General features: G+C 72.1%; 19 protein-coding genes. 7 read left to right on the plus strand and 12 right to left on the minus strand.

From position 1 onward, the window contains the following. Positions 1 to 161 precede the first annotated feature (161 nt). Entirely contained in the window at positions 162 to 1,397 is a 1,236-nt protein-coding gene (locus tag ABZ948_RS23075; protein ID WP_359762351.1) for an FAD-dependent oxidoreductase, read from the minus strand. A gap of 97 nt (positions 1,398 to 1,494) precedes the next feature. Here ABZ948_RS23075 and ABZ948_RS23080 point away from each other — a divergent pair, with 97 nt between their 5' ends. Continuing rightward, positions 1,495 to 2,514 carry a helix-turn-helix transcriptional regulator gene (locus ABZ948_RS23080; protein WP_359762353.1) on the plus strand — a complete coding sequence of 340 codons (1,020 nt, stop codon included), beginning with the start codon at positions 1,495 to 1,497 and terminating at the stop codon, positions 2,512 to 2,514. Positions 2,515 to 2,538: 24 nt separating this feature from the next. On the opposite strand, the gene ABZ948_RS23085 is transcribed toward ABZ948_RS23080, so the two are convergent. Together ABZ948_RS23085 and mmuM are read right to left on the minus strand one after the other, a co-directional pair. Then, complete coding sequence (locus ABZ948_RS23085; protein WP_359762355.1) at positions 2,539 to 3,606, minus strand: LacI family DNA-binding transcriptional regulator; 1,068 nt, start codon at positions 3,604 to 3,606, stop codon at positions 2,539 to 2,541. Between the two features lie 152 nt (positions 3,607 to 3,758). Continuing rightward, the gene (gene mmuM, locus ABZ948_RS23090; protein ID WP_359762357.1) at positions 3,759 to 4,679 is read right to left on the minus strand and encodes a homocysteine S-methyltransferase; all 921 of its coding nucleotides are present in this window, start codon (positions 4,677 to 4,679) and stop codon (positions 3,759 to 3,761) included. 135 nt (positions 4,680 to 4,814) lie between these two features. On the opposite strand from mmuM, the gene ABZ948_RS23095 reads away from it, so the two are divergent. Then, positions 4,815 to 6,203 carry an amino acid permease gene (locus ABZ948_RS23095; protein ID WP_359762359.1) on the plus strand — a complete coding sequence of 463 codons (1,389 nt, stop codon included), beginning with the start codon at positions 4,815 to 4,817 and terminating at the stop codon, positions 6,201 to 6,203. Positions 6,204 to 6,212: 9 nt separating this feature from the next. Further along, positions 6,213 to 7,331, plus strand: coding sequence for an aminoglycoside phosphotransferase family protein (locus ABZ948_RS23100; RefSeq protein WP_359762361.1), 1,119 nt, complete (start codon positions 6,213 to 6,215; stop codon positions 7,329 to 7,331). A gap of 12 nt (positions 7,332 to 7,343) precedes the next feature. Here ABZ948_RS23100 and ABZ948_RS23105 read toward each other — a convergent pair whose 3' ends face one another. The 6 genes from ABZ948_RS23105 to ABZ948_RS23130 all read right to left on the minus strand — a co-directional run bounded on the left by ABZ948_RS23105 (position 7,344) and on the right by ABZ948_RS23130 (position 14,382). Then, positions 7,344 to 7,988: a GNAT family N-acetyltransferase gene (locus tag ABZ948_RS23105; RefSeq protein ID WP_359762363.1), complete on the minus strand. Its 645-nt coding sequence runs from the start codon at positions 7,986 to 7,988 to the stop codon at positions 7,344 to 7,346. A 70-nt stretch (positions 7,989 to 8,058) separates the two neighbouring features. Continuing rightward, positions 8,059 to 9,294, minus strand: coding sequence for an aminotransferase class III-fold pyridoxal phosphate-dependent enzyme (locus ABZ948_RS23110; RefSeq protein ID WP_359762365.1), 1,236 nt, complete (start codon positions 9,292 to 9,294; stop codon positions 8,059 to 8,061). Then, positions 9,291 to 10,823, minus strand: coding sequence for an NUDIX domain-containing protein (locus ABZ948_RS23115; RefSeq protein WP_359762367.1), 1,533 nt, complete (start codon positions 10,821 to 10,823; stop codon positions 9,291 to 9,293). The genes ABZ948_RS23110 and ABZ948_RS23115 overlap by 4 nt, the downstream gene beginning before the upstream one ends. Next, positions 10,789 to 11,937 carry a Gfo/Idh/MocA family protein gene (locus ABZ948_RS23120; protein ID WP_359762369.1) on the minus strand — a complete coding sequence of 383 codons (1,149 nt, stop codon included), beginning with the start codon at positions 11,935 to 11,937 and terminating at the stop codon, positions 10,789 to 10,791. Before ABZ948_RS23120 ends, ABZ948_RS23115 begins: the two co-directional genes overlap by 35 nt. A 99-nt stretch (positions 11,938 to 12,036) precedes the next feature. Then, the gene (locus tag ABZ948_RS23125) at positions 12,037 to 14,151 is read right to left on the minus strand and encodes an autotransporter-associated beta strand repeat-containing protein (protein WP_359762371.1); all 2,115 of its coding nucleotides are present in this window, start codon (positions 14,149 to 14,151) and stop codon (positions 12,037 to 12,039) included. 45 nt (positions 14,152 to 14,196) lie between these two features. Continuing rightward, on the minus strand, positions 14,197 to 14,382 hold the full coding sequence (locus tag ABZ948_RS23130; RefSeq protein ID WP_351334985.1) for a DUF1737 domain-containing protein: 186 nt from the start codon (positions 14,380 to 14,382) through the stop codon (positions 14,197 to 14,199). A gap of 162 nt (positions 14,383 to 14,544) precedes the next feature. On the opposite strand from ABZ948_RS23130, the gene ABZ948_RS23135 reads away from it, so the two are divergent. Together ABZ948_RS23135 and ABZ948_RS23140 are read left to right on the plus strand one after the other, a co-directional pair. Next, positions 14,545 to 15,636, plus strand: a complete 1,092-nt coding sequence (locus ABZ948_RS23135) for a glycoside hydrolase family 43 protein (protein WP_359762373.1) — start codon at positions 14,545 to 14,547, stop codon at positions 15,634 to 15,636. A gap of 1 nt (position 15,637) precedes the next feature. Next, positions 15,638 to 17,050 (plus strand): RICIN domain-containing protein, encoded by a 1,413-nt coding sequence (locus ABZ948_RS23140; protein WP_359762375.1) that lies wholly within the window; start codon positions 15,638 to 15,640, stop codon positions 17,048 to 17,050. A 6-nt stretch (positions 17,051 to 17,056) separates the two neighbouring features. Here the strand turns inward: ABZ948_RS23140 and ABZ948_RS23145 are convergent, their stop codons facing one another. Then, positions 17,057 to 18,718 (minus strand): rhamnogalacturonan lyase B N-terminal domain-containing protein, encoded by a 1,662-nt coding sequence (locus tag ABZ948_RS23145; protein WP_359762377.1) that lies wholly within the window; start codon positions 18,716 to 18,718, stop codon positions 17,057 to 17,059. A gap of 191 nt (positions 18,719 to 18,909) precedes the next feature. On the opposite strand from ABZ948_RS23145, the gene ABZ948_RS23150 reads away from it, so the two are divergent. After that, complete coding sequence (locus ABZ948_RS23150; RefSeq protein ID WP_359762379.1) at positions 18,910 to 19,953, plus strand: rhamnogalacturonan acetylesterase; 1,044 nt, start codon at positions 18,910 to 18,912, stop codon at positions 19,951 to 19,953. Between the two features lie 69 nt (positions 19,954 to 20,022). Beyond that, complete coding sequence (locus ABZ948_RS23155) at positions 20,023 to 21,714, plus strand: DUF2264 domain-containing protein (protein ID WP_359762381.1); 1,692 nt, start codon at positions 20,023 to 20,025, stop codon at positions 21,712 to 21,714. Between the two features lie 6 nt (positions 21,715 to 21,720). Here the strand turns inward: ABZ948_RS23155 and ABZ948_RS23160 are convergent, their stop codons facing one another. Both ABZ948_RS23160 and ABZ948_RS23165 read right to left on the minus strand, forming a co-directional pair. Continuing rightward, a complete protein-coding gene (locus ABZ948_RS23160) occupies positions 21,721 to 22,707 on the minus strand; it encodes an aminoglycoside phosphotransferase/kinase family protein (protein WP_359762383.1) in 987 nt (328 codons plus the stop codon). Beyond that, the gene (locus ABZ948_RS23165) at positions 22,700 to 23,287 is read right to left on the minus strand and encodes a TetR/AcrR family transcriptional regulator (RefSeq protein ID WP_359762385.1); all 588 of its coding nucleotides are present in this window, start codon (positions 23,285 to 23,287) and stop codon (positions 22,700 to 22,702) included. The genes ABZ948_RS23160 and ABZ948_RS23165 overlap by 8 nt, the downstream gene beginning before the upstream one ends. Positions 23,288 to 23,376: the final 89 nt, after the last annotated feature.

The following is a 23,376-nucleotide window of genomic DNA, read 5'->3' on the forward strand; positions in this document are numbered from 1 at the left end:
CCCCAAGCTCTCGGCTGCGCTCGAGCAGGGAGGTACCCCCATGGCCCCGCTCACCGGCGCTGATGAGGTGCCGTCGGTTCCCTGCGACCTGATCCAAACGACAGGCCTTAGCTCGATCGAGGACGTGGATCCCTGAGCCCCCGATCCACCGGGCAGGCCCGTCAGCGACGTAACCGGGCGGCTGCGGCCAGAATCGGGGTGCCCACGACGGTGGCTGCGGCGCCGAGCGTGGTGTCGGTGGCCAGAATCCATCGGACGGTCTTCATGGCCAGGGTGAGGACTTCGCTGCCGCGCCGGCGCATGCCGGCCTCGAACTGGCCGACGGCGTCGGTGAGGGTGGTGCCGCCGGTGGCGTCGCCGACGTGCTCGAGCAGGCTGGCGGCGTCGCGGATGGCCGCCCCGGCTCCCATTCCGGCGGTGGGTGGTGTGGCGTGGACGGCGTCGCCGAGCGCGGTGATGCGGCCCGCGGGCCAGGGCGCGAGATCTTCCGCGCGGGTGGAGGCGGCGTTGAAGCGGAACCCGGCCACGCTGTGCGGATCGGCACGGGTGATGACCTCGAGCGTGTGCTCGGCCCAGCCCCGCTCGCGGAACCGGCCCAGCAGCGCGGTCTTCAACTCGCCCCCGCGCAGGTCACGCAGGGAATCAGTCGCAGCGGACTCGGGGAACATGGCGCCCCAGATGTAGGTGGGTCCGGTCGTCACCGACATCCGCAGCTCGGGGGCGACGAGCGCGGCGTTGCCGACCGGGTCGAGGAAGCCGACGTAGAGCGCTGCTCCGCGAGGGCCGACCGCCAGCCCCGATCGTGGCCTCAGCCGCCGCTGCTCGCCGGGGCTCAGATCGCGCAGGAGGGTACGGCCGGAGAACCCGATGATGCCCGCCGGGCTGCTGGTCGGGCCTCCCGCCAGGTGGCGGGCGACCACCGAGTGGGTGCCGTCCGCGCCCACCACCAGATCCGCCGAGACCGGCGCGCGGTCGGTGAACAGCACCCGGGGCGCGCCGTCGTCGTCCAGGCCGACGCCGGACACGCTGCATCCCAGGTGCAGACCGTCACCGACCGCTTCGGCCAGCAGCATCCGCAGGGTGATCCGATCGACGTCGACACTGCCGCTGCCGCTGAGGTCGGGCCCATGGCCGAGCAGCCGGCCGCGGCGGTCCCAGAACGCGTCACGCTCGCGCAGCCGCAGCGCCGAACCCGATGCCAGCAACCGCCGCATGATCGTCGGTTCCACCAGATCTCTCAGCGCCGACTGCGCCCGCTCGTCCAGGGTGATGTGGTAGCCGCCCGTCGCCGCCACATCGGTGTCGCGGTCGAACACCGCCACCTCGAACCCCCGACGACGCAGCCCCGCCCCCAGTGCGAGCCCGCCGATCCCGCCGCCGACCACGACCACACGCATCCCCGACCGTCCTTTCCGCCGCTGCTCCCCCGAACAGAGCCGACCCTGTCATCGGTAGTGGACACCGAGTGGCCACCACCGGTGCCAGGGTGGGACGATGGCCAACACCTCACACCGGGCGATAAAACTGTTGTCCCTGCTCGGATCAGGACGGCTGTGGCCGCTGCGCGAGCTCGCCGCCCGGCTCGGGGCCAGCGAACGCACCGTCCGCCGCGACATCGAAACCCTGCGCCGGCTCGACTACCCGATCGCCACCGTCCACGGCCCCGACGGCGGCTACCGGCTCGGCGCCGGGCACACCCTGCCGCCACTGCGGTTCGACCACGATCAGGCCCTCGCGGTCGCGGTGGCCCTGCAGACCGCGCCCAGCACGACGTTCGGCCTCGGAGTCGACGCGGCGCGGGCACTGGCCACGCTGCACCAGGTCATGCCACCCGCGCTGCGGGCCTCCATGGAATCCCTGCGCCTGACGCGGCTACCGAACTACTGGGAGTTCCCAGCGCCCCCCATCGACCCGGCCGACCTCACCGCCGTCGGAACCGCGGTACGCCACCGGCACCTACTCGTCACCGAGACACTGCGCCCCGACGGCACCCGTCCCGAATCCGGCGACCCCGACTTCCTGCCCGCGCACCGCATCGAGCCCCACCACCTGGTCGTCTGGGCCGCGCGGTGGTACCTCGTCGCCTACGACCTCACCGACGGCCAATGGCGTGTGCACCGCGTCGACCGGCTTCGCCCCCGCCCCACCACGCAGAGCTTCGCCGCCCGCAAGCTTCCCGACGACGACCTCGCCCACTTCGTGATGAGCAGCCACGACCGCGGCGACACCCTCGCCGCCTGGCCGTGCACCGGCACCGCTCGGCTCAACCTGCCCGCTCACGTCGTGGCCCGCTGGGCACCAGGCGGCTCCGTCGTCGAACACCTCGACACCGACTACTGCCGGCTCACTCTCGGCGCCTGGTCCTGGGCCGGCATCGCCGGGATCCTCGCGACCTTCGACACCGAACTCACCGACCTCCGCCCGCCGGAACTCGTCCAGGCGTTCCGACGTCTCGCACACCGATGGACCACCATCGTCGACACCGCTCAAGAAGGCCGCCAGTGCGATCCCTGATGCGGCGGCCGGCCAGGTGCCAGGTCACCGAGGCGATCGCGACGGCGGCGGCCCCACCGAGTCGCGTACGACGACGTGCGTGCCCAGCAGCAAATGCTCGTCCGCGGCGCCCGGCGTGCGCTCCAGGGCCGTGCGGACGGCGAGGCGGCCCAGTTCCTCGTAGGGGACGTGGACCGTCGTCAGGGCGGGGTGCAGGTCGCGGGCGAAGGGGATGTCGTCGTAGCCGGCGAGGGAGACGTCGCCCGGCACCGTCAGGCCCGCCTCGTGCAGGGCGGTGAGGGCGCCCGCCGCGACCATGTCCGTCGCGGCCACCACCGCCGTGAACTCCAGGCCGTCCTTGAGGGCTTGCTGCATCAGACGGTGACCGGCGTCGCGCGTGAAGTCGCCGTGCAGGAGCAGCGACGGGTCGGGGGCGATGCCACGGGCCCGGTGGGCCGCGAGGTAGCCGCGCTCACGGCCCAGGGCCGTGGTGTGGTCCGCCCGGCCGCCGAGGAACAGCACCCGGCGGTGGCCCTGGGCGAGGACGTGCGCGACGAGCGTGTAGGCGCCGCCCTCGTTGTCGTACTCGATGACCGTCACCGGCGCGCCCGGGTCCAGCGGTGGCCGGCCGCACAGGACCAGGCGGGAACCGGCCGAGGCGAGGGAGTCGGCCATGCGGTGGGTGCGTTCGCGGTACTCGGGGGTGTCGGCCGTGCCGCCGACCAGGATCACGGCGGCGGCCCGCTGGGCCCGCATCATGTCGACGAACTCCAGCTCGTGCCGGACGTCGCCCTCCGTGCTGCACACCAGGCAGAGGTGGCCGAGCCGGGTCGCCTCGCGCTCCACGCCGTGCGCCATGTGCGCGAACGACGGTCCGGTGATGTCCTCCAGGACGAAGGCGAGGGTGGGCGTGCCGACGCCCGCGATCGCCTTCGCCCGCGCGTCGGCCACGTAGTCCAGGTCCCGGACCGCCCGCATCACCCGGCCGCGGGTCGCCGCGCTCACCGGATAGACCCCGCCGAGCACCCGGGACACCGTCGACGCCGAGACCCCCGCGCGGGCCGCCACGTCCCGGATGGTGCTGCGGCTCGCGTCGCCGCTCTTCCTCGTCATGCCTGTCTCGTCCCTCCCGGGCACCGGTCCGCGCCCACCCCCTCGGGAACTGCGGCAACGCCGTAGCAACCGGTTCCCATCACGGAGGCTAGCAGCGCGGAGGGGAGGGGAGGAGGGGTGTGCGCAGACTGGTGCCGCCCGTCGGCGCCGCCCTACGCCGCCCCCTGCGCCCCGGTGATCCCGGCGATCCCCGCGATCGCCTCCGGGCCTACCCGGCAGCAGCCGCCGATCAGCCGGGCCCCCGCCTGCTGCCAGCCGCGCACCTGGCCGGCGGTGAAGGAGGAGCGGCCGGTCCAGGCGCGCGCCCCGGCGTCCCAGGTCTCGCCGCTGTTGGGGTAGACGACGACCGGCTTGCCGGTGACCCGCGCCGCGGTCGCCGCGGCGGCGTCCACGTCCTCGGGCGCGCAGCAGTTCACGCCCACCGCGATCACCTCGTCCGCGTCGGCCGCCAGGGCGAAGGCCTCCTCCAGCGGCTGCCCGGCCCGGGTGCGGCCGCCCGCCACGGAGTACGTCAGCCAGGCCGGCACCCCGAGCCCGCGCACCGCCCGCAGCAGGGCCGTGGCCTCGTCGGCGTCCGGGACCGTCTCCAGGGCGAGGACGTCGGGGCGGGCCGAGGCCAGCACCTCCAGGCGGGGCCGGTGGAAACGCTCCAGCTCGTCCACCGTCAGCCCGTAGCGGCCCCGGTACTCCGAGCCGTCCGCGAGCATCGCCCCGTACGGGCCGGCCGACGCCGCCACCCACAGGGGCCGGGCGACGCGGGCGCGGCGGGCCGCCTCCCGGGCCAGCTCCACGCTCAGCGCCATGAGTTCGGCCGCCCGGTCGTGGTCGATCCCGTGCTTCGCGAAGCCCTCGAACGTGGCCTGGTAGCTGGAGGTGATCGCCACGTCGGCGCCCGCCCGGAAGTAGGCGAGGTGCGCCTCGGTGACCGCCTCCGGCTGTTCGGCGAGCAGCCGCGCCGACCACAGCTCGTCGCTCAGGTCGTGCCCGGCCGACTCGAGCTGGTTGGACATGCCGCCGTCCAGGACGACCGTCCCGGCGGCGAGGGCTTCGGCGAGGGTGAGGGTGCTCGTCATACGGGTGACGGTAGTCGACATCCGGTGGCGGACCCCAGCCGATTGTGTCCAGTACATGAACAGGTCGCCCAACATGTGGGACGGCGGGTTACGATCACGGCCTCCCCCTCCCCTCCCGCCCGTACAGGAACGCTCATGACCGTCCCCAGCCCCGCCGAGGCCGCCGAACCCGCCGGGCCGGCCGCCGCCCCGGCCGCCGCGCCCGCTCCCCGCCGCACCTTCGGCCTCGCCGCCGCCACGGCCCTCGTCATGGGCAACATCATCGGCGGCGGCATCTTCGCCCTGCCCGCCACCGTCGCCCCCTACGGCACGGTCAGCCTGCTCGCCTTCCTCGTGCTCTCCGTCGGCGCCGTGCTGCTCGCGCTGCTCTTCGGCAGGCTGGCCCGGCGCAGCCCGGTCACCGGCGGGCTGTACGTCTACCCGCGGGACGCCTTCGGCGAGTTCGCCGGGTTCCTGTCGGCCTGGTCGTACTGGACGATGTGCTGGGTCAGCATCGCCGCCCTGGCCGTGGCGGTCGTCGGCTACGTCGACGTCCTCATACCCCTGCACGGCGACCACACCCTCCAGGCCGCCGTCGCCCTGGCCGCCCTGTGGCTGCCGGCCGCCGCGAACTTCGCGGGGACGCGGTGGGTCGGCGCGGTGCAGGTGGTCTCGACGGTGCTGAAGTTCGTGCCGCTGCTGCTGCTCGCCACGGTCGGCCTGTTCTTCGTCGACACGGACAACTTCGGCCCGTTCAACGCCTCCGGGCAGAGCGTCACCGGCGCGCTGGCCGCCTCCGCCGCGCTGCTGCTCTACAGCTTCCTCGGGGTGGAGTCGGCGGCGGTCAGCGCGGGCGAGGTCCGCGACCCGGAGCGCACGGTCGGCCGGGCGAGCGTCCTCGGCACCCTCGCCTCGGCCCTGGTCTACGTCCTCGGCACGGTCGCCGTCTTCGGCCTCGTCCCGCACCGCGAACTCGTCGACTCCGGCGCCCCGTTCGCCGACGCCGTCAACGCCATCACCGGCGGCGGCTGGGGCGGCACCGCCATCGCCCTGGTCGCGGTCGCCTCCATCACCGGCTGCCTCAACGGCTGGATCCTCATGGCCGCGCAGATGCCGTACGCCGCCGCCCGCGACGGCCTCTTCCCCGCGCCGTTCGCCCGCGTCGGCAAGGGCGGCGTCCCCGGCTTCGGCGTGTGGGCCTGCGCGGTCCTCGGCACGCTGCTCATCGCCCTCAACTACACGGCCGGCCCGGACACCACCTTCCGCGTCCTCGTCCTGATCACCACGTTCACCGGCTGCGTGCCGTACCTGCTGTCGGCGGCGGCCCAGCTGTACTGGCTGGCCCGCGGCACCCGCGACCGGGTCCGCCCCGCCGGACTCGCCCGCGACCTGACCGTCGCCGTCCTGTCGTTCGGCTTCTCGTTCTGGCTGATCGCGGGCGCCGGGTACGCGGCCGTCTACCAGGGCGTGCTGTTCCTGTTCGCCGGGATCCCGGTGTACGTGTGGCTGCGGGGGCGCGGGGACAGGAGCGAGGCGTCGGCATAGCATCGGGGGATGCCCGAGGTCGCTGCCCCGCAAGCCGAAGTACGTGAGGTCCTGGGAGTCCCGGCGGACGAGGCGGTGTTCGACCCGCTCCCGCACAACCCGCTGAACGGGGTCACGGCCGGGGTGTGGCGCGTCACCGGCGGCGGGCGCTCGGCCGTGCTGAAGGTGCTGACGCGGACGAAGGAGACCGGCGTCTCCTGGGCGGCGTCCAACGACCCCCGCCACTGGAACTTCTGGCGCCGCGAGGCGTACGTCTACCGGTCCGGGCTCGCCCGGGTCTGGGAACGGCACGGCATCCGCGCGCCCCGGCTGCTGGAGTGCGCCGAACGCCCCGGCGGCGACGTGGCGCTGTGGCTGGAGGACGTGCCGGGCGAACCGGCGACGACCTGGCCCCTGGCCCGGCACGTCGAGCACGCCCGGCGCCTCGGCGCGGCACAGGGCGAGACCGGCGCGGGGGAGGACCTGCCGTGGCTGTCCCGGCGCTTCCTGCGCGACTACACGGCGGGGAGGACGACGGGCGCGGCCCTGCTCGACGACGACGAGGCCTGGCGGCACCCCCTGGTCCGCTCCCACTTCCCGCCCGGCCTGCGCGAGGACATGGTCCGGCTCCACCACGACCGCGAGTGGTTCCTCACGGTCATGGAGTCCCTGCCGCGCGCCTTGAGCCACCTCGACCAGTGGCCGGCGAACCTCCGCTCCGGCGGCCACGGCACCGGCGTCCTGCTCGACTGGGCCTTCGCCGGCGACGGCGCCCTCGGCGAGGACCTCGGCAACTACCTCCCCGACACCGTCTTCGACCACTTCGTCCCCGCCGCCGAGCTGCACGGCCTCGCGAAGTCGGCCTACGACGCGTACGTGCACGGCCTGCGCGAGAGCGGCTGGCACGGCGACGAGCGCCTCGTACGGCTGGCCGTGTGCGCCTCCGCGGTGAAGTACGACTGGCTCACCGCGCTGATGCTGGCCCGGGCGGACGAGGAACCGGTCGGCTACGGCGGCACGGGCACGGTCGCCGCCGCCGTACGCTACCGCGAACGGGGCCTGACCCTCGCCTTCCTCGCCGAATGGGCGGCCGAGGCACGGCTGCTGGCCCCGCAACTCGGCTTCCCGGAGGCACCGAGCGGCCGCTGAGGCTGCCGCGGTTCACACCTGCGTCGGGACGTCCACCGCGCACCGGACGTACGACTCGGCGCGGTCCTCGGCCGCCGCGGCCCACTGCCGCCGGTCGAGTTCGTAGCTGACGACCGCGTGGCCCCGGCTCTCGCTGCGGCCGGTCTTCGTCATGCCGAGCCGTTCCATCACGCGGAAGGACTGGTGGTTCTCCTGCTGCGCCACGGCGAACAGGACATCGGTGCCGACGTCGGTGAAGGCGAAGTCCCGGCACGCGCGCGCCGCCTCGGTCGCCAGGCCCCTGCCCCAGTGCTCCCGAGCGAGGAGCCAGCCGATCTCCACCTTCCGCAGGGACGTCCCCTCGTCGCAGTGGCGCAAGCCCACCCTGCCGATCAGCCGGCCGGACGACCGCTCCTCGACCGCCCACCAGCCGTATCCGTGCACCAGCCAGTGATGTCGCATGCGCTCGATCTTCGCCGAGCTCTCGGCCGTGCTCAGGGGCTTTCCCTCCGGCATGTAGCGCATGACGAGGGGATCGGAGCAGATATCCGCGTACGCCTGCCGGTCCTCGGACCTCCACTGACGCAGAAGCAGACGGCTGGTCACCAGATCCATGACAGATTTCCCCTCGCGCTCGACGAACAGCCCGGCGGTCCGGGCGGCTGCGGTGTGGGTCACGAGTTGTACCAGTCAGGGCGGCCGCGACTGGCCCGTTCCGTCGGGGCGCACCCGCTGGGAAGCGCCGCGCTCACTCATTTCCAGTACCTCCATGGGGTTCCAGCAGTCCCTCACCGCGCATGTCCTGTACGGTCGCGCGGATGGCCCGCACGGCGTGCTGGACATGGGCTTCCCCGTGCGCGGCGGAGACGAAGTTCATGTGGTTGGGCAGCAGGAGGACGCCGTGCCGCACGAGGCGCGCGTAGAAGTCCGTGCGCTCGGTTTCCGCGACGTTCCGGAAGTGCAGGTACGGCATGCAGGGCCAGTGGTAGGGAACGGCGGCGATCCGGTCGTCGAGCCCGTCGCTCCGCAGCGCCGCGTTGACCGCGTCGATCAAGGCCGTTCCCGTGCGTTCGAGCCGTTCGTGCACCTTCTCCTCGCGCAGCACACGCAGGGTCGCCGACGCGGCGGCGACGGACGTCAGTTCGTTGCTGAACGTGCCACGGATGCGCAGCCGCCGGGACTGGGCGGTCAGGCTGGGGTCCGCCAGCACCACCGCGAGCGGCAGCCCGTTGGCTATCGCCTTCCCGAGGACCAGGACGTCCGCGGTCACCCCGAGCCGCTCCTGCGCACCCCCGGGGCCCAGCCGCAGACAGGTCTTCGACTCGTCCAGGACCAGCAGCGCCCCCACCTCGTGCGCCGCTTCGAGCACCCGTTTCGCGCTGTCGGCCAGCGGCAGCGGGAGTTCCACCGGATCCACCACGACCGCGGCCAGGTCCGGCGTGGACCGGACGGTCTCCACCAGGTCGTCCACCTCGTCGCCGTGCCACACGCGTACGGCCGATCCGTAGATGCCGGGAACACCGAGGGGCCGGGCCGAGCGCCGCTGGGAGTGGTCGAAGCGGTGCCAGTTCACGTGGGGGCTGATCACCTGGTCGTGCCAGCCGTGGAAACCCAGCCGCAGGACCAGGTCCCGGCCGGTGCGGTGCCGGGCGAGCCGCATCGCCGCGCCGACCGCCTCCGAGCCGGTCTTGAGCAGCAGCGCCCCCGACTGCTCGGGGAACAAGCCGGACAGCGTGTCCAGGAAGTCGCGCAGGGGCCGGCCCGCCGCCGGGTAGAGCGTTCCGGACCGGAGCTGCCGGTACACCTCCTCGGCCACGACCGGATGGCCGTGGCCCAGGACGACCGGCCCGTATCCGCACACGAAGTCGGTGTAGCGCCGTCCCTGGAGGTCCCACAGGTCCGCGCCGCTTCCCCGCGTGAAGACGATCTCCTCCAGCGAGGGCAGTGAACGGGGTGTCGCCGGGTGGAAAGGGTCTCGCGTCACAGCCACAGGTCTCCGATCTCACGGAAGAAGGGACGCGTCCCGAATTTGACGCGGTAGAGGTCCCGGGCGCGGCTGGTGGACTTGCTCAACTCCTCGTCGGGGATGTGGTGCAGTTCGTCCAGGCTGATCCAGTGCAGGCTCTCGGTGCGCTGCAGATCGGTCGGGGTCGGACGGCCGGCCGTCAGACGGCAGAGATACGAGACGACGATCCAGTCCTGCGGCTCCACGTCCCGTTCGACGAACCGGACGGGACGGGCTTCCAGCAGATAGTCGACGCTGACCCGCACCCGGCCGCCGATCTCCTTGCCGATGTGGGCCTGCAAGCAGGCGATCAGATCCTCGTAGGCGCCGATCTGGCCTCCCACGCCCTCGAGTTTGCCGACCTCGTCGCGGCTCGCCGGGCCCCTGCGCTGGAGCAGCATCCGGCCCTTGCGGTCGAAGATCAGTGCTTCGACGGCGATCCGGTACCCCGTGGGGTCGTACTCCAGGTCCCGCAGGTGCGCCTTCAACGCGGTGAGGGTCCGGATGAGGTGCGGTGCGTGCCGGACGGGCTGTGCGGGTGCCGCTGCCGCCACCTGGGCGGCGACGGGACGGGTCCAGGTGACCGCGTAGTGGTCGACGGGCTGCGCTCCCTTGGACTCGACGAAACGCGCGTCGGCGTGCCAGGCGCCGGAGGGTTCCGACTTCGCCCTGCTCTGCACCCGCATGCCGGTGTCGGACAGGGTGAGGATGTTGTACTGCCACGGGTAGCCGCGGTGGACGTCGGGGGAGCCGAACGTGCCGGCCCCGACGATGCTGATGTGCCGTCCGTCGGGCGCGATGTCGTAGCGGAAACTGTCGGAGTGAGCCTTGTGGACGTGGCCGTGCAGCAGTGCCCGGAAACCCGCCACGGCCATGCGCTCCAGCACCGACGGGTCCTGGATGCACCCGTCGCCCCGCACCGGGTGGTGCCACACGGCCAGCTTCACGGTGTCGCGGATCTCGGGACGGGTGCGCAGCAGATGCAGGGCGCTGTCGATCGCCCCCGGCCGGATGCTGCTCCGGTCCGGGTGATGGTGGTCCGTCGTGTAGGCCGAGTTGAGACCGACGAGCGTCACTCCGACGTTGGGCGGCGAGACCACCTGCACCTGCTGATCCGGGTCCGTGGGGTAGGGGCTCCCCGTGGCCTGGTGGAAGAAGTCGGCGAACCGTGCGAACCGCCGGGCGTAGGCGGCTTCGTCCGTCACCACCTCGACGTAACGGGGATTCTCCCGGTAGGCGGAAACGTACCGTGCGGGCGCGTCCGCCGCCTTCATCACCTGGTAGGCGTCCTGGGACGTCATCCAGTCCACGTCGTGATTTCCCGGCGTGATCAGCAGATGACGCCGATCGATGCCGAATTCACCGATCAGTCGGTTCAGAAAGAGCAAAGCGGCGTCGTATTCGCCTTCCTGCGCCTTTTCCGCGATGTCGCCGGAGAGGACCAGACAGTCTATGGCCTCGTAGGCCAGCTCCCTACTGAGGTCCTCCGCTAACTGGTTGAACCACATGGTTGCGGTCTCCCGGCTTCCGAAGTGAAGATCCGAGAGGTGAACGATTCGCACGTGGCCCCCCATTGATATGCGCAACGCCCGCTTGCGGGTCGACGAAGTCCCGGATGCCGTCGAAAAGCCGGTACACGGTGAGTTCGTCGTCGAGTGACGGACCGATCTCCCGTACCCCGGCGGCAGCGGAGAGGAAGGCGTGGAGTTCCCGCTCGTAACCTGCGGCGCGGAATCCGCCGTCGAGCGTGCGCGGTATCCACTGTTCCTCCAGGCGCAGGCCTTCCGGATGGCCGGTCCGCGTGCCCGCGTCCGCGCTGTAGCGCAGCGTGCGCGCCGACTCCACGCGGATCACCCGGCCGGCGTCCGTCACGAGACACGCGTTCAGTTCGAAGCGTGGCGAGCCGGTGGCGACGATGACGTGCGCGGACCGGTCACCGGGAGCGGACAGCGTCAGTGACAGCACGGCCGACCCGTCGCAGAGTTGGTGGAAGACCGCGTGGGTGAGGGACAGCTTCTCGAAACAGGTGGACACCAGGTCCAGAGCGTGGATGGCGTGGGTCAGCAGCAGAGCATCGAGAGTGCCCAGCCCCCAGCGTCCGCCCCGCGGCCCGGAGGCCGTGTAGGACAGGGACATCGAGATCACGGAGCCGAATTCCGGGCGCATGAGCAGCGCCTGGAGGCCGATCCAGGCGTCCGAGTGCCGCAGGTTGTGTCCGACCATGCTCACCAGCCCGGCGTCCCGGAAACGCTCGGCGAGCCACTCGACCTGGTGCAGGGAGACCGCCGGCGGTTTCTCGACGAATGTGTGCACGCGGTGGTCGGCGGCCAGGGACAGGGCTTCCACGTGCATCGACGGCGGGCCCGCGAGGACGACGGCATCCAGGTCTTCCGCGCGGAACATGGCCGACGTCGAGTCATATGCCGCGGGTATGCGGAATAACTCCGCCGCTGTGTGCGCTTTTTCCCGGTCCAGGTCGCATACCGCCACAGGAGTGCGCCCCAGCGAGGCCAGAGTGGGAAGAAGAGTCCCCGCGCCGTGTTCGCCACATCCCACGAGTCCCACACGCAGACTTTCAGCGCTCATGCACATCCCCCCACGTCGGCGCATCCGTGACTTCATTGATGCGCGGGAAGGGTGATCGTCAAACTGCGCCCCTGCACAATGGCGATTCGCCGAATATCGGAATCACGCGTTCCCGGTGGCGGGATTTCCGGAGGTTCACCGCCGGGCCCGGACCGCGTGGCGTCCGCCCCGTCGCCTGCCCCGGCCCCGCCGGGTCGCCACCGGTACGGCGAGGCTGACCGCGAGGGCGAGGCCGAGTGCGTAGGGCCACCAGCCGAAGCCGACGGTCTCCGACGCGCCGGCGGTGCCGGGAGGAAGCCCTCCGGATCCGGCCGCCGCGCGTGCGGTGGGGGAGGGGCTCGGGGCGGTGACGGCCGTCAGGGCGACGTCGTTGCCGTCGCCGGCCCGGTAGCTGATGCGGTAGGTGGTGTCGGCCAGTTTCAGGCGGGCGCCCTCCGCCAGGCCGGTGAAGGTTCCCGCCGGTGCGCCGCGGCCCGTGTGGTCGATCACGGTGATCTCACGGGCGGGTCGCTTCCGCCCGGGGTCCCCGGCGGCCGACAGGTCGAGGTCCCCGGCCAGCCGGACCGCCCCCGTCACCTTCAACGGCCTGTCCCGCAGCACCAGCGAGCCCCGCGCGCTCTGCGTGTAGGAGCCGTCCACCGTGAGGCCGGTCGTGACCGTGCCGTCGCTGCTGACCGGGCCGCGCACCGTGCCCCGGCCGGTGAGGGACCTCGCCACGTGCAGGCCCGCCCCGCCCGTGTCCAGCCGGGCCGCGGCCGACGTGAGCCGGATCGCCTCGCTGCGGTCGAGCGTGGCGCCCCGGCGCAGGGCCAGCGTGCCCCGGGTGACGGTGGTCGTCCCGGTGTACGTCACCGCGCGGCCCGTCAGTGTCGTCGTGGCGGCTCCCGACTGGGTGAGCGAGCCGCTGCCCCTGACACGGGACAGGGTGAGGGGCCGGCTCGCGTTGCGCAGCACGAGGGAGCCGTGGTTGACGACCTCGTGGTGGGGGCCGCGGGTGTACAGCCCGCTGTCGCCGCCCCGCTTCCCGCTGCCCAGCCGCAGCACCGCGCCCTTCTCGACCGTCGTCGAGCCGTCGTAGTACTGGACAGCCGCGAAGGTCACGTCGTTGCCGGGGGTGCCGGCGACGACGACGTCCCCGGCGCCGGGGGCCGCCAGGGTGTCGTGGAACCTGCCGCCGCCGATGGGGGCGCCCAGGGTGACCGGGCCGTTGTAGTCGAGGGTGAGGCGGGAACGGGAGCGGGCCGCCAGCAGGTTGATGTAGACCGTGTCGGCGGTGCCCGGCATGAAGATCCGGTTCGTGGTGCCGTCGCCCCACTGGACGTTCGCGCCCTTGATGTTGGTGCCGCGCTTGTTGACGTTCTTGCGGGCGGGCGTCCAGTTGAGGGCGGGGTCGCTGAGCGACGGGTCGGTGTCGCCGCCCCGGTCCGACCAGCTGTACTGCCCGGTCAGGATCACCTTGCCGCCCGGCCTGGACTGGACGTTGATGTCGCTGCCGTACTCGCGCTGGTAGAAGTCCATGCCCAGGGTGACGGTCTGCCCCAGCGGGGTGTCGACGGTCCAGGTGCCCTGGTTGAGGACCTTGCGGACGCGGGGCAGGGCGGTGGCGTACTCCGGGCGGCCGGCGTTCAGCTGGGTGCCGTTGTCGATGACGCCGGAGAAGGAGTGGGTGCCCGACAGGTCCCAGGTGCCCCACAGGAACCTCGGCTGGGTGATCAGCCCCGAGCCGCTGATGGTGCCGAGGTTGTAGGCGCTCGTGAGGGACAGCCGGAGGGTGCCGTCGACCCGGATGTTGTCCTGGTTGAGGCGGAACGCCGGGGTGTCGTACGGGAAGTGGCCGATCAGGCCGGCCGTACCGCCGTCGCCGTACTGGAGCGTCGCGCCGTGCGCGACGGTGACCGCGGGCGGGTCGGGGCGGGTGACGGTGACGTACGGGTGGTTGCCGCCCCGGGTCCGCACCTGCTGCCGCTGCCGCGACCGGGGGAGCGTGAAGTCGCTGTCCCTGGTGAGGACCAGCGTCCCGGTGCCGCGCACGGTGAGCGTGCCCTCGCCCCGGAACACGCCGTCGTAGGTCGTCGTCCCGGGCGGCACGGTGACGACCGTGTCACCGGTGAGCGTCACGTCCCGGCCGGCCAGCACGTCGGCGGTGGCGTCCCGGGGCCCGGCGGCCACCGCCGGGGGAGCGGTGAGCAGGGACGCGACCGCCGCGAGGACGCCCGCGGCCGCTGCTGTGGTGTGGGTGAGGCTGTGCACGTGACCGGAGACGGATCGCGGCGCACGCCGATAACAGAAAAGTTCCTACGGCCGCCTCGGCCGGAGCAGCGCCTGGGCGACGATGACGCGCTCACCGTCGAAGGTGACGGCGGGGCCGCCGTGCAGTTCGTAGCCGAGGTCGAGCGCCTCGCTCACACGGCGGCAGAACGCGGCGTCGTCCGGTCCGGTCAGGACCCGGTAACGGGGCAGATCGTCGGGTGGTGTGCTCACAAGGAGCAGGATCTCAGACTCCGTTGGTCCCGTCAGACCCGTTGACCTCCTCGTGTCACCCCCTTACCTTTTCGGCGTTCGTAATGACAGATGGTGTTCGAAATGTCAGACGACACATCAGACAACGCCGTGTGTCCCCCAGTGAGAGGCAGGCCCCTCCGCATGAGCCGCGACCACGCTCTGCCCGAACCCCCCAGTCGCAGACTGCTGCTGAAGGGCGCCGCAGCCGCCGGTGCCCTCGCCGCCGTCCCCGCCGTCCCGGGCGTGGCCCAGGCGGCCGCCCCGGCCGGGCCCCCGAAGCCGGCCCCCTTCGTGAACCCGCTCGTCCGCAACCGCGCCGACCCGCACATCCACCGGCACAAGGACGGCTTCTACTACTTCACCGCCACCGCCCCCGAGTACGACCGCATCATCCTGCGCCGCTCCCGCACCCTGAACGGCCTGGGCACGGCGGCCGAGTCGGTCATCTGGCGCGCCCACCCGACGGGCCCGATGGGAGCCCACATCTGGGCGCCCGAGCTGCACCGCATCGGCGGCAAGTGGTACATCTACTTCGCCTCCGCGCCCGCCGAGGACGTCTGGGCCATCCGCATCTGGGTGCTGGAGAACGCCCATCCCAACCCCTTCAAGGGCACCTGGGTGGAGCGGGGCCAGGTCAAGACGGCCTGGGAGACGTTCTCCCTGGACGCCACCACCTTCACCCACCGCGGCACCCGCTACCTCGCCTGGGCGCAGCACGAGCCCGGCATGGACAACAACACCGGCATCTTCCTGTCCGAGATGGCGAACCCCTGGACCCTGAAGGGCCCGCAGGTGCGGCTCTCCACCCCCGAGTACGACTGGGAGTGCATCGGCTTCAAGGTCAACGAGGGCCCGTACGTCCTCAAGCGCAACGGCCGCCTCTTCATGACCTACTCGGCCAGCGCCACCGACTCCAACTACTGCATGGGCCTGCTGACCGCAGACGCGGACAGCCACCTGCTGGACCCCATGAGCTGGACCAAGTCGCCGGTCCCGGTCTTCACCAGCAACGACACCACCAAGCAGTACGGCCCCGGCCACAACTGCTTCACGGTCGCCGAGGACGGCCGCACCGACGTCCTCGTCTACCACGCCCGGCAGTACAAGGAGATCAACGGCGACCCGCTGAACGACCCCAACCGCCACACCCGCGTCCAGAAGCTCGGCTGGAAGGCGGACGGCACCCCCGACTTCGGCATACCGGTCGCCGACACGGCCACGGCAGGTGAATGACATGAGACGCGCGTACGCCACCCTCCTCGCCCTGTGCCTCGCCCTGTTCGGGGCCCTCGCCACCGCCGGCCCCGCCCAGGCCGCGCCCCAGACGATCACCAACGGCACCCAGTTCACGGACGCCTCGGGCAGCCCCGTCCACGCCCACGGCGGCGGGGTCCTCAAGGTGGGCTCCTACTACTACTGGTTCGGTGAGCACCGCAACGCCGACAACACCTTCCGGTACGTCGACGCCTACCGCTCGACCGACCTGAAGAACTGGGAGTTCCGCAACCACGTCCTGACCGAGGCCAGCGACCCGGAGCTGGCGACCGCCAACATCGAGCGGCCGAAGGTCATGTACAACGCGTCCACCGGCAAGTTCGTGATGTGGATGCACAAGGAGAACGGCACCGACTACAGCGAGGCCCGCGCGGCCGTCGCCGTCTCCGACACCGTCGACGGGAACTACACCTGGAAGGGCAGCTTCCGGCCGCTCGGCCAGCACATGTCCCGTGACATCACGGTCTTCACCGACACCGACGGCGCCGGCTACATGATCTCCGCCGCCCGCGAGAACTACGACCTGCAGATCTACCGCCTCACCGCCGACTACACCGGCATCGCGAGCCTGGTCGCCAACCCCTGGCCCGGCGGCCACCGGGAGGCCCCCGCGCTGTTCAAGCGCAACGGCGTGTACTTCATGCTGACCTCGGGCGCCACGGGCTGGAACCCCAACCAGCAGCAGTACGCCACCGCCACGAACATCGCCGGGCCCTGGTCGGCCATGAAGAACATCGGCGACGCGACGACGTACGGCTCGCAGACCGCCTACGTGCTTCCCGTGCAGGGCAGTTCGGGCACCTCGTACCTGTACATGGGCGACCGCTGGGGCAACTCCTTCGGCGGCACCGTCAACGACTCCCGGTACGTGTGGCTGCCGCTGACCTTCTCCAACGCGACCACGATGTCCATGTCCTGGTCGCCCGAGGTGACCGTTGACACGGCCGCCGGGACCGTCTCCGGCACCAGCGCCACCTACAACACCCTGATCGCCCGCCACTCCGCCCGGTGCGCGGACGTGACCAGCCAGTCGCTCTGGCAGGGCGCCCAGATCAAGCAGTACGACTGCAACGGCGGCAACAACCAGAAGTACTGGTTCAAGTCCGTCGGAAGCGGTTACTACCAGCTGATGGTCAGGAACAGCTCGCTGTGCGTGCAGGAGAACGCGAGCACGGTCACGCAGGAGAACTGCAACGCCTCCGCCACGAGCCAGCAGTGGTCGCTGACCACCACCGGCTCGTACGTGAACGTCAAGTCGCGCGCGAGCGGCGAGTGCCTGGACGTCAACGGCGGGTCCACCGCCAACGGCGCCGCCGTCATCACGTACACGTGCAACGGCGGCACCAACCAGCAGTGGACGCGCGGGACCTGACCGGCGCTAGGCCAGCAGGTCGATCGCGTCGATCGCGGTCCCCGCGCTGAGGAACCCTGTCGTGCCCGACCCGCTCACCACGTCGATCCTGAGCACGTTGTACTGCCCCGTGTCCGTCTTCCAGGCGGACGCGGGGACGCTGTACGTGAACGTGTGGTTGTTGCCGCGGTAGGAACCGTTGGTCAGCGACCGGGTGTTCGGCTGGGCGGGCGGGGAGGGGACGGCCGAGGTCCAGGTGTCGTTGACGGTGACCTGGGGCCGGCCGTTCGCGTACGCCGTCGTCACGCCGATGCGCAGGGTGTGCGCGGCGGCGGCCTGCGCGGCGGTCAGCCGGAAGTACACGAGGATGCCGCTGTTGACGTCCTTCCACAGGTAGCAGGGGAAGGCCGCCGTCTCGCCGTCGCCGATGACGACGTTCCCGGTCCAGGACGCGGCCCGCACGTCGGAGGGATGCGCGTACGTCATCAGGTCCGCGTTCTTGAACCCGGCCGGTGTGCCGTTCCAGTCGCCGATCCGCCAGATCGCGCTCGCCTTCGACGGGTCGTTGGAGGACGGGATCGCGATCGTGTTCAGGGTGGTGGTGGCACCCGCCGACACGTTGACCGAGGTGGTGTACACGGCCAGTTCGCCCTTGTGGACGGTGAGCGTGTACGTCCCCGGCAGCACACCGGCGAGGGAGAACCAGCCGTCCGAGGAACGTGCCGCGCCCCAGTACTGGGCGGCGGGGTTCGCGAGCCCGACCGTGTACGGATACGCCGTGTCCCGCCCGGAGATCCCCACGCCGGCCACCTTGCCCCGGCCGCTCGCCGGCACGTATCCGGCGATGCCGAGCGCGTCGGCCCACGGCGTGGTCAGCGTGCCCGGGTAGAGGGCCGAGGAGGGCGCCCCGCCGTCCGTGAAGGCGATGACGTACGGGCCCTGAAGGCCGAAGCGCTGGTCCTCGGTCTGGTTCTGGCCGTAGTGGAGGATCTCGTACAGGCCGCCGCCGTCGGCGCTCTGGTGGCGCAGCAGCGAGCGGTAGAAGGGGCCGCCGGAGGCCTTCTCGTGGTTGCTGCGCACCATCCACAGGCCGACGCCGCCCGCCGACCAGCCGACGTAGTCGTAGTCCATGATGCGCCGCTTCGAGAAGTGCTTCGAGCGGGTCTGGCCGTCGGACTTCCGGAACACGTCCGAGGCCTCGATGGCGGTGGGCGCGTATGTGTAGGAGTCCGGCTCGTCGTTGAGGAAGGCGCCCTTCTTCACGCGCACGATGTACCGGGTCGCGGAGACGGACGTGTCGGCCTTGTTCGTCCACAGGTAGACGTTGTTCTCGCCGCCGCGGGCCGCGTAGTAGTGCCGCAGCGTGCCGTGCGTGACGGAGACGAGGATCGTGGAGCCGGACTGCCTGATGCTCACCGCGGAGGCGCCGAGGCCGGACTCGATGTGCGAGTTCATGCCGCCGTAGCCCTGGTACTCCGTGCCCCGGTAGGTCAGGGACGTCAGGTCGCCGGTGGACTTGCTCACCTTGAACACCAGTTGGGCGCCGGTGTCGATGACGTAGTTCGACCCGTCGTCGGTCCAGCCGAAGCCGGCGGCGCGCGCCGTGCCGGTGAGGGCCGTGCCGACGGCGACGGTGGCGCCGAGTACGACGGCGCGGCGGCCGACGGGTCTGGTCGTGGGTCGGGGCATGGGGGTGCCCTCCTGCCGAGGGTGGGGGGAACGGGGTGGGAGCGAGAGTGACAGTTGAATCGATTTCGCGAAAGAGCTTTCACCAATGTGCGGTGGGAGATCTGGTGAATGCTGCTGGAGGACTAGAAAGCGCTTGTCCGGGGCGGTACGGTCCCCCTCCAGGTCTTGTCGTCCGCTGGGAGGAGCCCGGAGTGAGACGTTTCAGCATCGCCGTCGTGGCGGCGGTGTCCCTGGCCACCGCGTTGTCGTCCGTGCCGGCCCAGGCACACCAGGGCCGCCCGGCCGCGGGCCTCGCCCACTGCGCCGACGGCATCTGCCACTTCGACGTGCCGCCCGGCACGTACGACGTCCGGGTCACGCTCGGCGGGCCGGCCGCGTCCAGCACGAGCGTCAGCGGCGAGAGCCGCCGGTCCCTGCTCCCCGAGACGGCCGCACCTGCGGGTGAGAGGGTCACCCGCAGCTTCACCGTGAACGTCCGCACCCCCGAGGGCGAACCCACCGGCCCCGACGGAACCCCCGGCCTGGACCTGCGCATCGGCGGCTCCGAGCCCGCCCTCGCCGGCATCCGGGTCACCCCGGCGCGGCACGCCCGCCAGATCTTCCTGGTCGGCGACTCCACCGTCTGCGACCAGCCCGGCGACCCCTACTCCGGCTGGGGCCAGCAGCTGCCCCAGTACCTCGGCAAGGGCCTGTCCGTCGCCAACTACGCCGATTCCGGCGAGAGTACGGTCTCGTATCTGGGGAACCCGCGGCTGTGGGCCACCGTACGGCCCCTGATCCGCCCCGGCGACCTGGTCCTCGTCCAGCTCGCCCACAACGACAAGACCACGGACGAGGCCACCTACCGGGCCAACCTGGAGGCCCTGGTCGCGGGCGTCCGGGAGCAGGGCGGACAGCCGGTCCTTGTCACTCCGATCGTGCGACGCTGGTTCAGCCCCGACGGCACGCTGAACAACGGAACCGCGCTTCTGGTCAACGGCCTGGGCGTCGACCACCCGGCGGTCATCCGCTCCGTCGCCGCCGCGCGGGACGTCCCGTTGATCGACCTCACGGCGAAGACCAAGGCGCTCGTGGAGTCCCTCGGCGTGGAAGCCTCCAAGGCGCTGTACCTCACCAACGAGGCGCGCGACAACACGCACACGTCCGTGCGCGGTGCGACGCTCTACGCGGGCCTGGTCCGCGACGAACTCGTCACCCGGCATCTGGTGCCGAAGGGCAAGGTGCGGGTGGGATGAGCCCCTGGGGCGCCCCGACCGGAACCGGGGCGCCTCAGGTCCGAACCGTCCGAGTACGAAAGAGACCCGATGCAGCTGCCGCCCGCCGACCGCACGACCAGTCGCTTCACCGGCTACACCCGCGCCCACTGGGAGGCGGCGGCCGATGTCCTGCTCGGCGCCGTCGAGCCGTACGCGACCGAGGACCGCGCGCTCTACCACCTGCCCGGGGACCGGGCCAGCTGGTCGGGCCGCCTCTCCGACGGGCTGGAGGGCTACGCCCGCACCCTGCTGCTGGCCGCCTTCCGCCGTGACGAGAAGGCCCTGGACCGGTACGCGGCCGGGCTCGCCGCCGGTGTCTCGGGCGTCTGGCCCCGCATCGAGGACCGTGGCCAGCCCCTGGTCGAGGCGGCGTCCATCGCCCTGGCCCTGCGGCTGACGCGGGAGCTGCTGTGGGACCGCCTGGACGACGCCGTGCGGCAGCGCGCGGCGGCCTGGCTGGCCGACGCCCTCACGGCCGAACCCTGGCCCTGCAACTGGGAGCTGTTCCCGGTCACCGTGGGCGGTTTCCTCGCCGAGGCCGGCTACGAGCCGGAAGCGTCCCGCGCGGCCGTCGACCGCGGCCTGGAACGCATCGAGCAGTGGTACGTCGGCGACGGCTGGTACACCGACGGCGACGGCCGCAAGTACGACTACTACAACGGCTGGGCGATGCACCTCTACCCGGTGCTGCACGCCTGGCTGGAGCGGGACGAGCGGCTGCTGGAGCTGTACGGGGGCCGCCTCGAACGGCACCTCGCCGACTACGCCCGCCTCTTCGGCGGCGACGGGGCCCCCATGCACCAGGGGCGTTCCCTGACCTACCGCTTCGCGACGACGGCCCCGCTGTGGCTCGGCGCGCTGACCGGCCGTACGCCGCTGTCGCCCGGGGAGACGCGGCGCCTGGCCTCCGGGGCCCTGCGGTACTTCCTCGACCGGGGCGCGGTCGACGACCGGGGCCTGCTGTCCCTGGGCTGGCACGGCCCCGACGAGTCCGTCCTCCAGGGCTACTCGGGCCCCGCCTCCCCGTACTGGGCGAGCAAGGGCTTCCTCGGCCTGCTGCTGCCGCCGGACCACGAGGTGTGGACGGCGCCGGAGGAGCCCGGACCGGCCGAGCGCGCCGACGCCGTCACGCCCCTCGGCCCGCCCAACTGGCTGCTGCAGTCCACCCGTTCCGACGGTGTGGTGCGCCTCCACAACCACGGCAGCGAGGACGTCCGCTACGACCCGTACTACACCCGCCTCGCCTACTCGACGGTCACGGCGCCCGCCCCGTCGTACGACAACAGCGTGATCGTGGGCGACGACCCGAGCCGCACCGGCATCGAGCCGCTGGGCGCGGGCGAGGGCTGGGTGGCCTCGCGGCACGCGGCGGGCGGGGGAGCGCGGGTGACGAGTGCCGTGCTGGCGCGCGGCGCGGTGGAGGTGCGGGTCCATCTGGTGTCCGGGGCCGAGCCCGGGACGCGGGTGCGGGTGACCGGGTGGAGCGCGGCGGAGGGCCTCCGCACCGAACTGCTGCCCGCCGTCGGTCTCGGGGACGACCTCACCGGCGTCACCACCCCGGGCCCGACCGTGTTCGCCGCCCTGGCCCGCCTGACGGCGGAGCCGGACCCGGCCCCGCTCGGGGACCTGGTGTCCGTCCGGGCGACGGGGGCCGGGGAGCTGGAGGTCCGCTGGAGCGACGGGGGCGGAGCGCGGGTCCGGGTGGATGCTTCGGGCGTGGACGTGACGACGGGGGAGTGACGGGCCCTAGGTGTCGAGCGCCGCCACCAGCAGGGCGACGGCGGTCAGGTCCGGCGCGGTGCGCAGGAACCTGACGGTCTCGTCGCCCGCGAAGGCGCGTTGCGCGGCGGTCACGGTGGGATCGACCGCCGTCTCGGCCTGCACGTGGATGTAGTTGAGGGCCGTGGCGAAGAGCATCGAGAACGACTCGGGGCCCATGACGACGGCCGGGCCTCCCGCGTCGCGGTAGGCCCGTGCCAGGCGCCGGGCCGCATCGACGTTCACCTCGTCGCCGCCCGACCAGACGTAGAGGGCCCGCGCGAACTCCCGTTCCGCCGCGACCGGCCCGGCGTTGTCCCAGTCGAGCAGGACCGGGCCGTCGGGGCCGACCAGGACGTTCTGGGGCTGGAGGTCGAGGTGCGAGGTCACCAGGCCGCCCGGCGGGGACGGGGACACCCAGTGCGCGAGCCGCGGCGCGGCCGTGGCGACGAACCGGCCCAGTTCGCCGGCCCACGGCAGGCCGGCGTCCCGCACCTGCTTGAGCACGTCCTCCCAGTCGGCCTCGTCGGGGCACCGCTCGTACCAGTCGCCCGGCGTCCCGGCCGCCCCCTCGCCGGCCTGGTGCAGCAGCGCCACGGTCCGGCCGAACCAGTCCAGGATCTTCGGATCGGAGGCGTCCGCACGGGTGCCGTCGACCCAGTCGTACAGCTTCACCCAGGTGCCGCCCGGGAGGGGACGGCACACGGGCGCGCCGTGCCGGTCGCGGAAGAGGCGGGGGGAGGCGATGCCCAGGTCGGCCGCGGAGTCCCGTAACGCGGCCTCGCGGCCGACCTGGGCCTCGTCGCAGCCGAAGAGGAGTTCCTTCACGGCCCAGGAGGAGCCGCTCCCGGAGAGCTTCCAGATCTGGCCCAGCGCGCCCCGGGCGACGGGCGCCATGGTCCAGGGGCCGGAGCCGAGCGCGTAGGCCTCCGCTATGGCGCGGGCCGTGTCGTCGGGACGTGCGGGGTCAGGCATCGGAAGTCCTCGTGTCGTGGGGCCAGTTCTGCAGCAGGACGTGCAGGGCGTCGATCGCCCGGTCCCAGGACGCCTGCACGTCACGGGGCGCACCGAAGGCGCCGGTCGACTCCAGGGCGCAGTAGCCGTGGAAGCTGCTGCGCAGCAGGCGGACGGCGTCGGTCAGGTCCGGTTCCTCCAGGCCGTAGGCGCGGAGCATGCCGTAGGTGATCTCGGCGGTGCGGCGCATCGCGGGGGAGTCGGCGGCCAGGGCCGGGTCGACGGGGATCTGCGTCGCCGCGTACCGGCCGGGGTGCTCCAGGGCGTAGGCCCGGTAGGCGCCGGCGAAGGCGGCGAGCGCGTCCTTGCCGGTGCGGCCGGCGACCGCCGCCGCGATCCGGTCGATCATCTCGCCGCCCGCGAACAGTGCCAGCCGCGTGCGCAGGTCCCGCAGGTTCCTGACGTGCGAGTACAGGCTCGCGTCCTTCACCCCGAAGCGACGTGCCAGGGCGGACAGGGTGACGTGCTCGAAGCCGGCCTCGTCGGCGAGTTCGGCCGCGGCCGCGACGAGGCGCTCGGGGGTGAGGCCGGCTCTGGGCAAGGGGTCTCGGGCTTCCGTGACGACCAGGGGAAGGGGAGCGGGGCAGACGAGGCTGGGACGGAGTGATCGTAGCCCGCGGTCCATACGGG

This window comes from Streptomyces olindensis (assembly GCF_040645895.1).
Classification (GTDB): domain Bacteria; phylum Actinomycetota; class Actinomycetes; order Streptomycetales; family Streptomycetaceae; genus Streptomyces; species Streptomyces olindensis.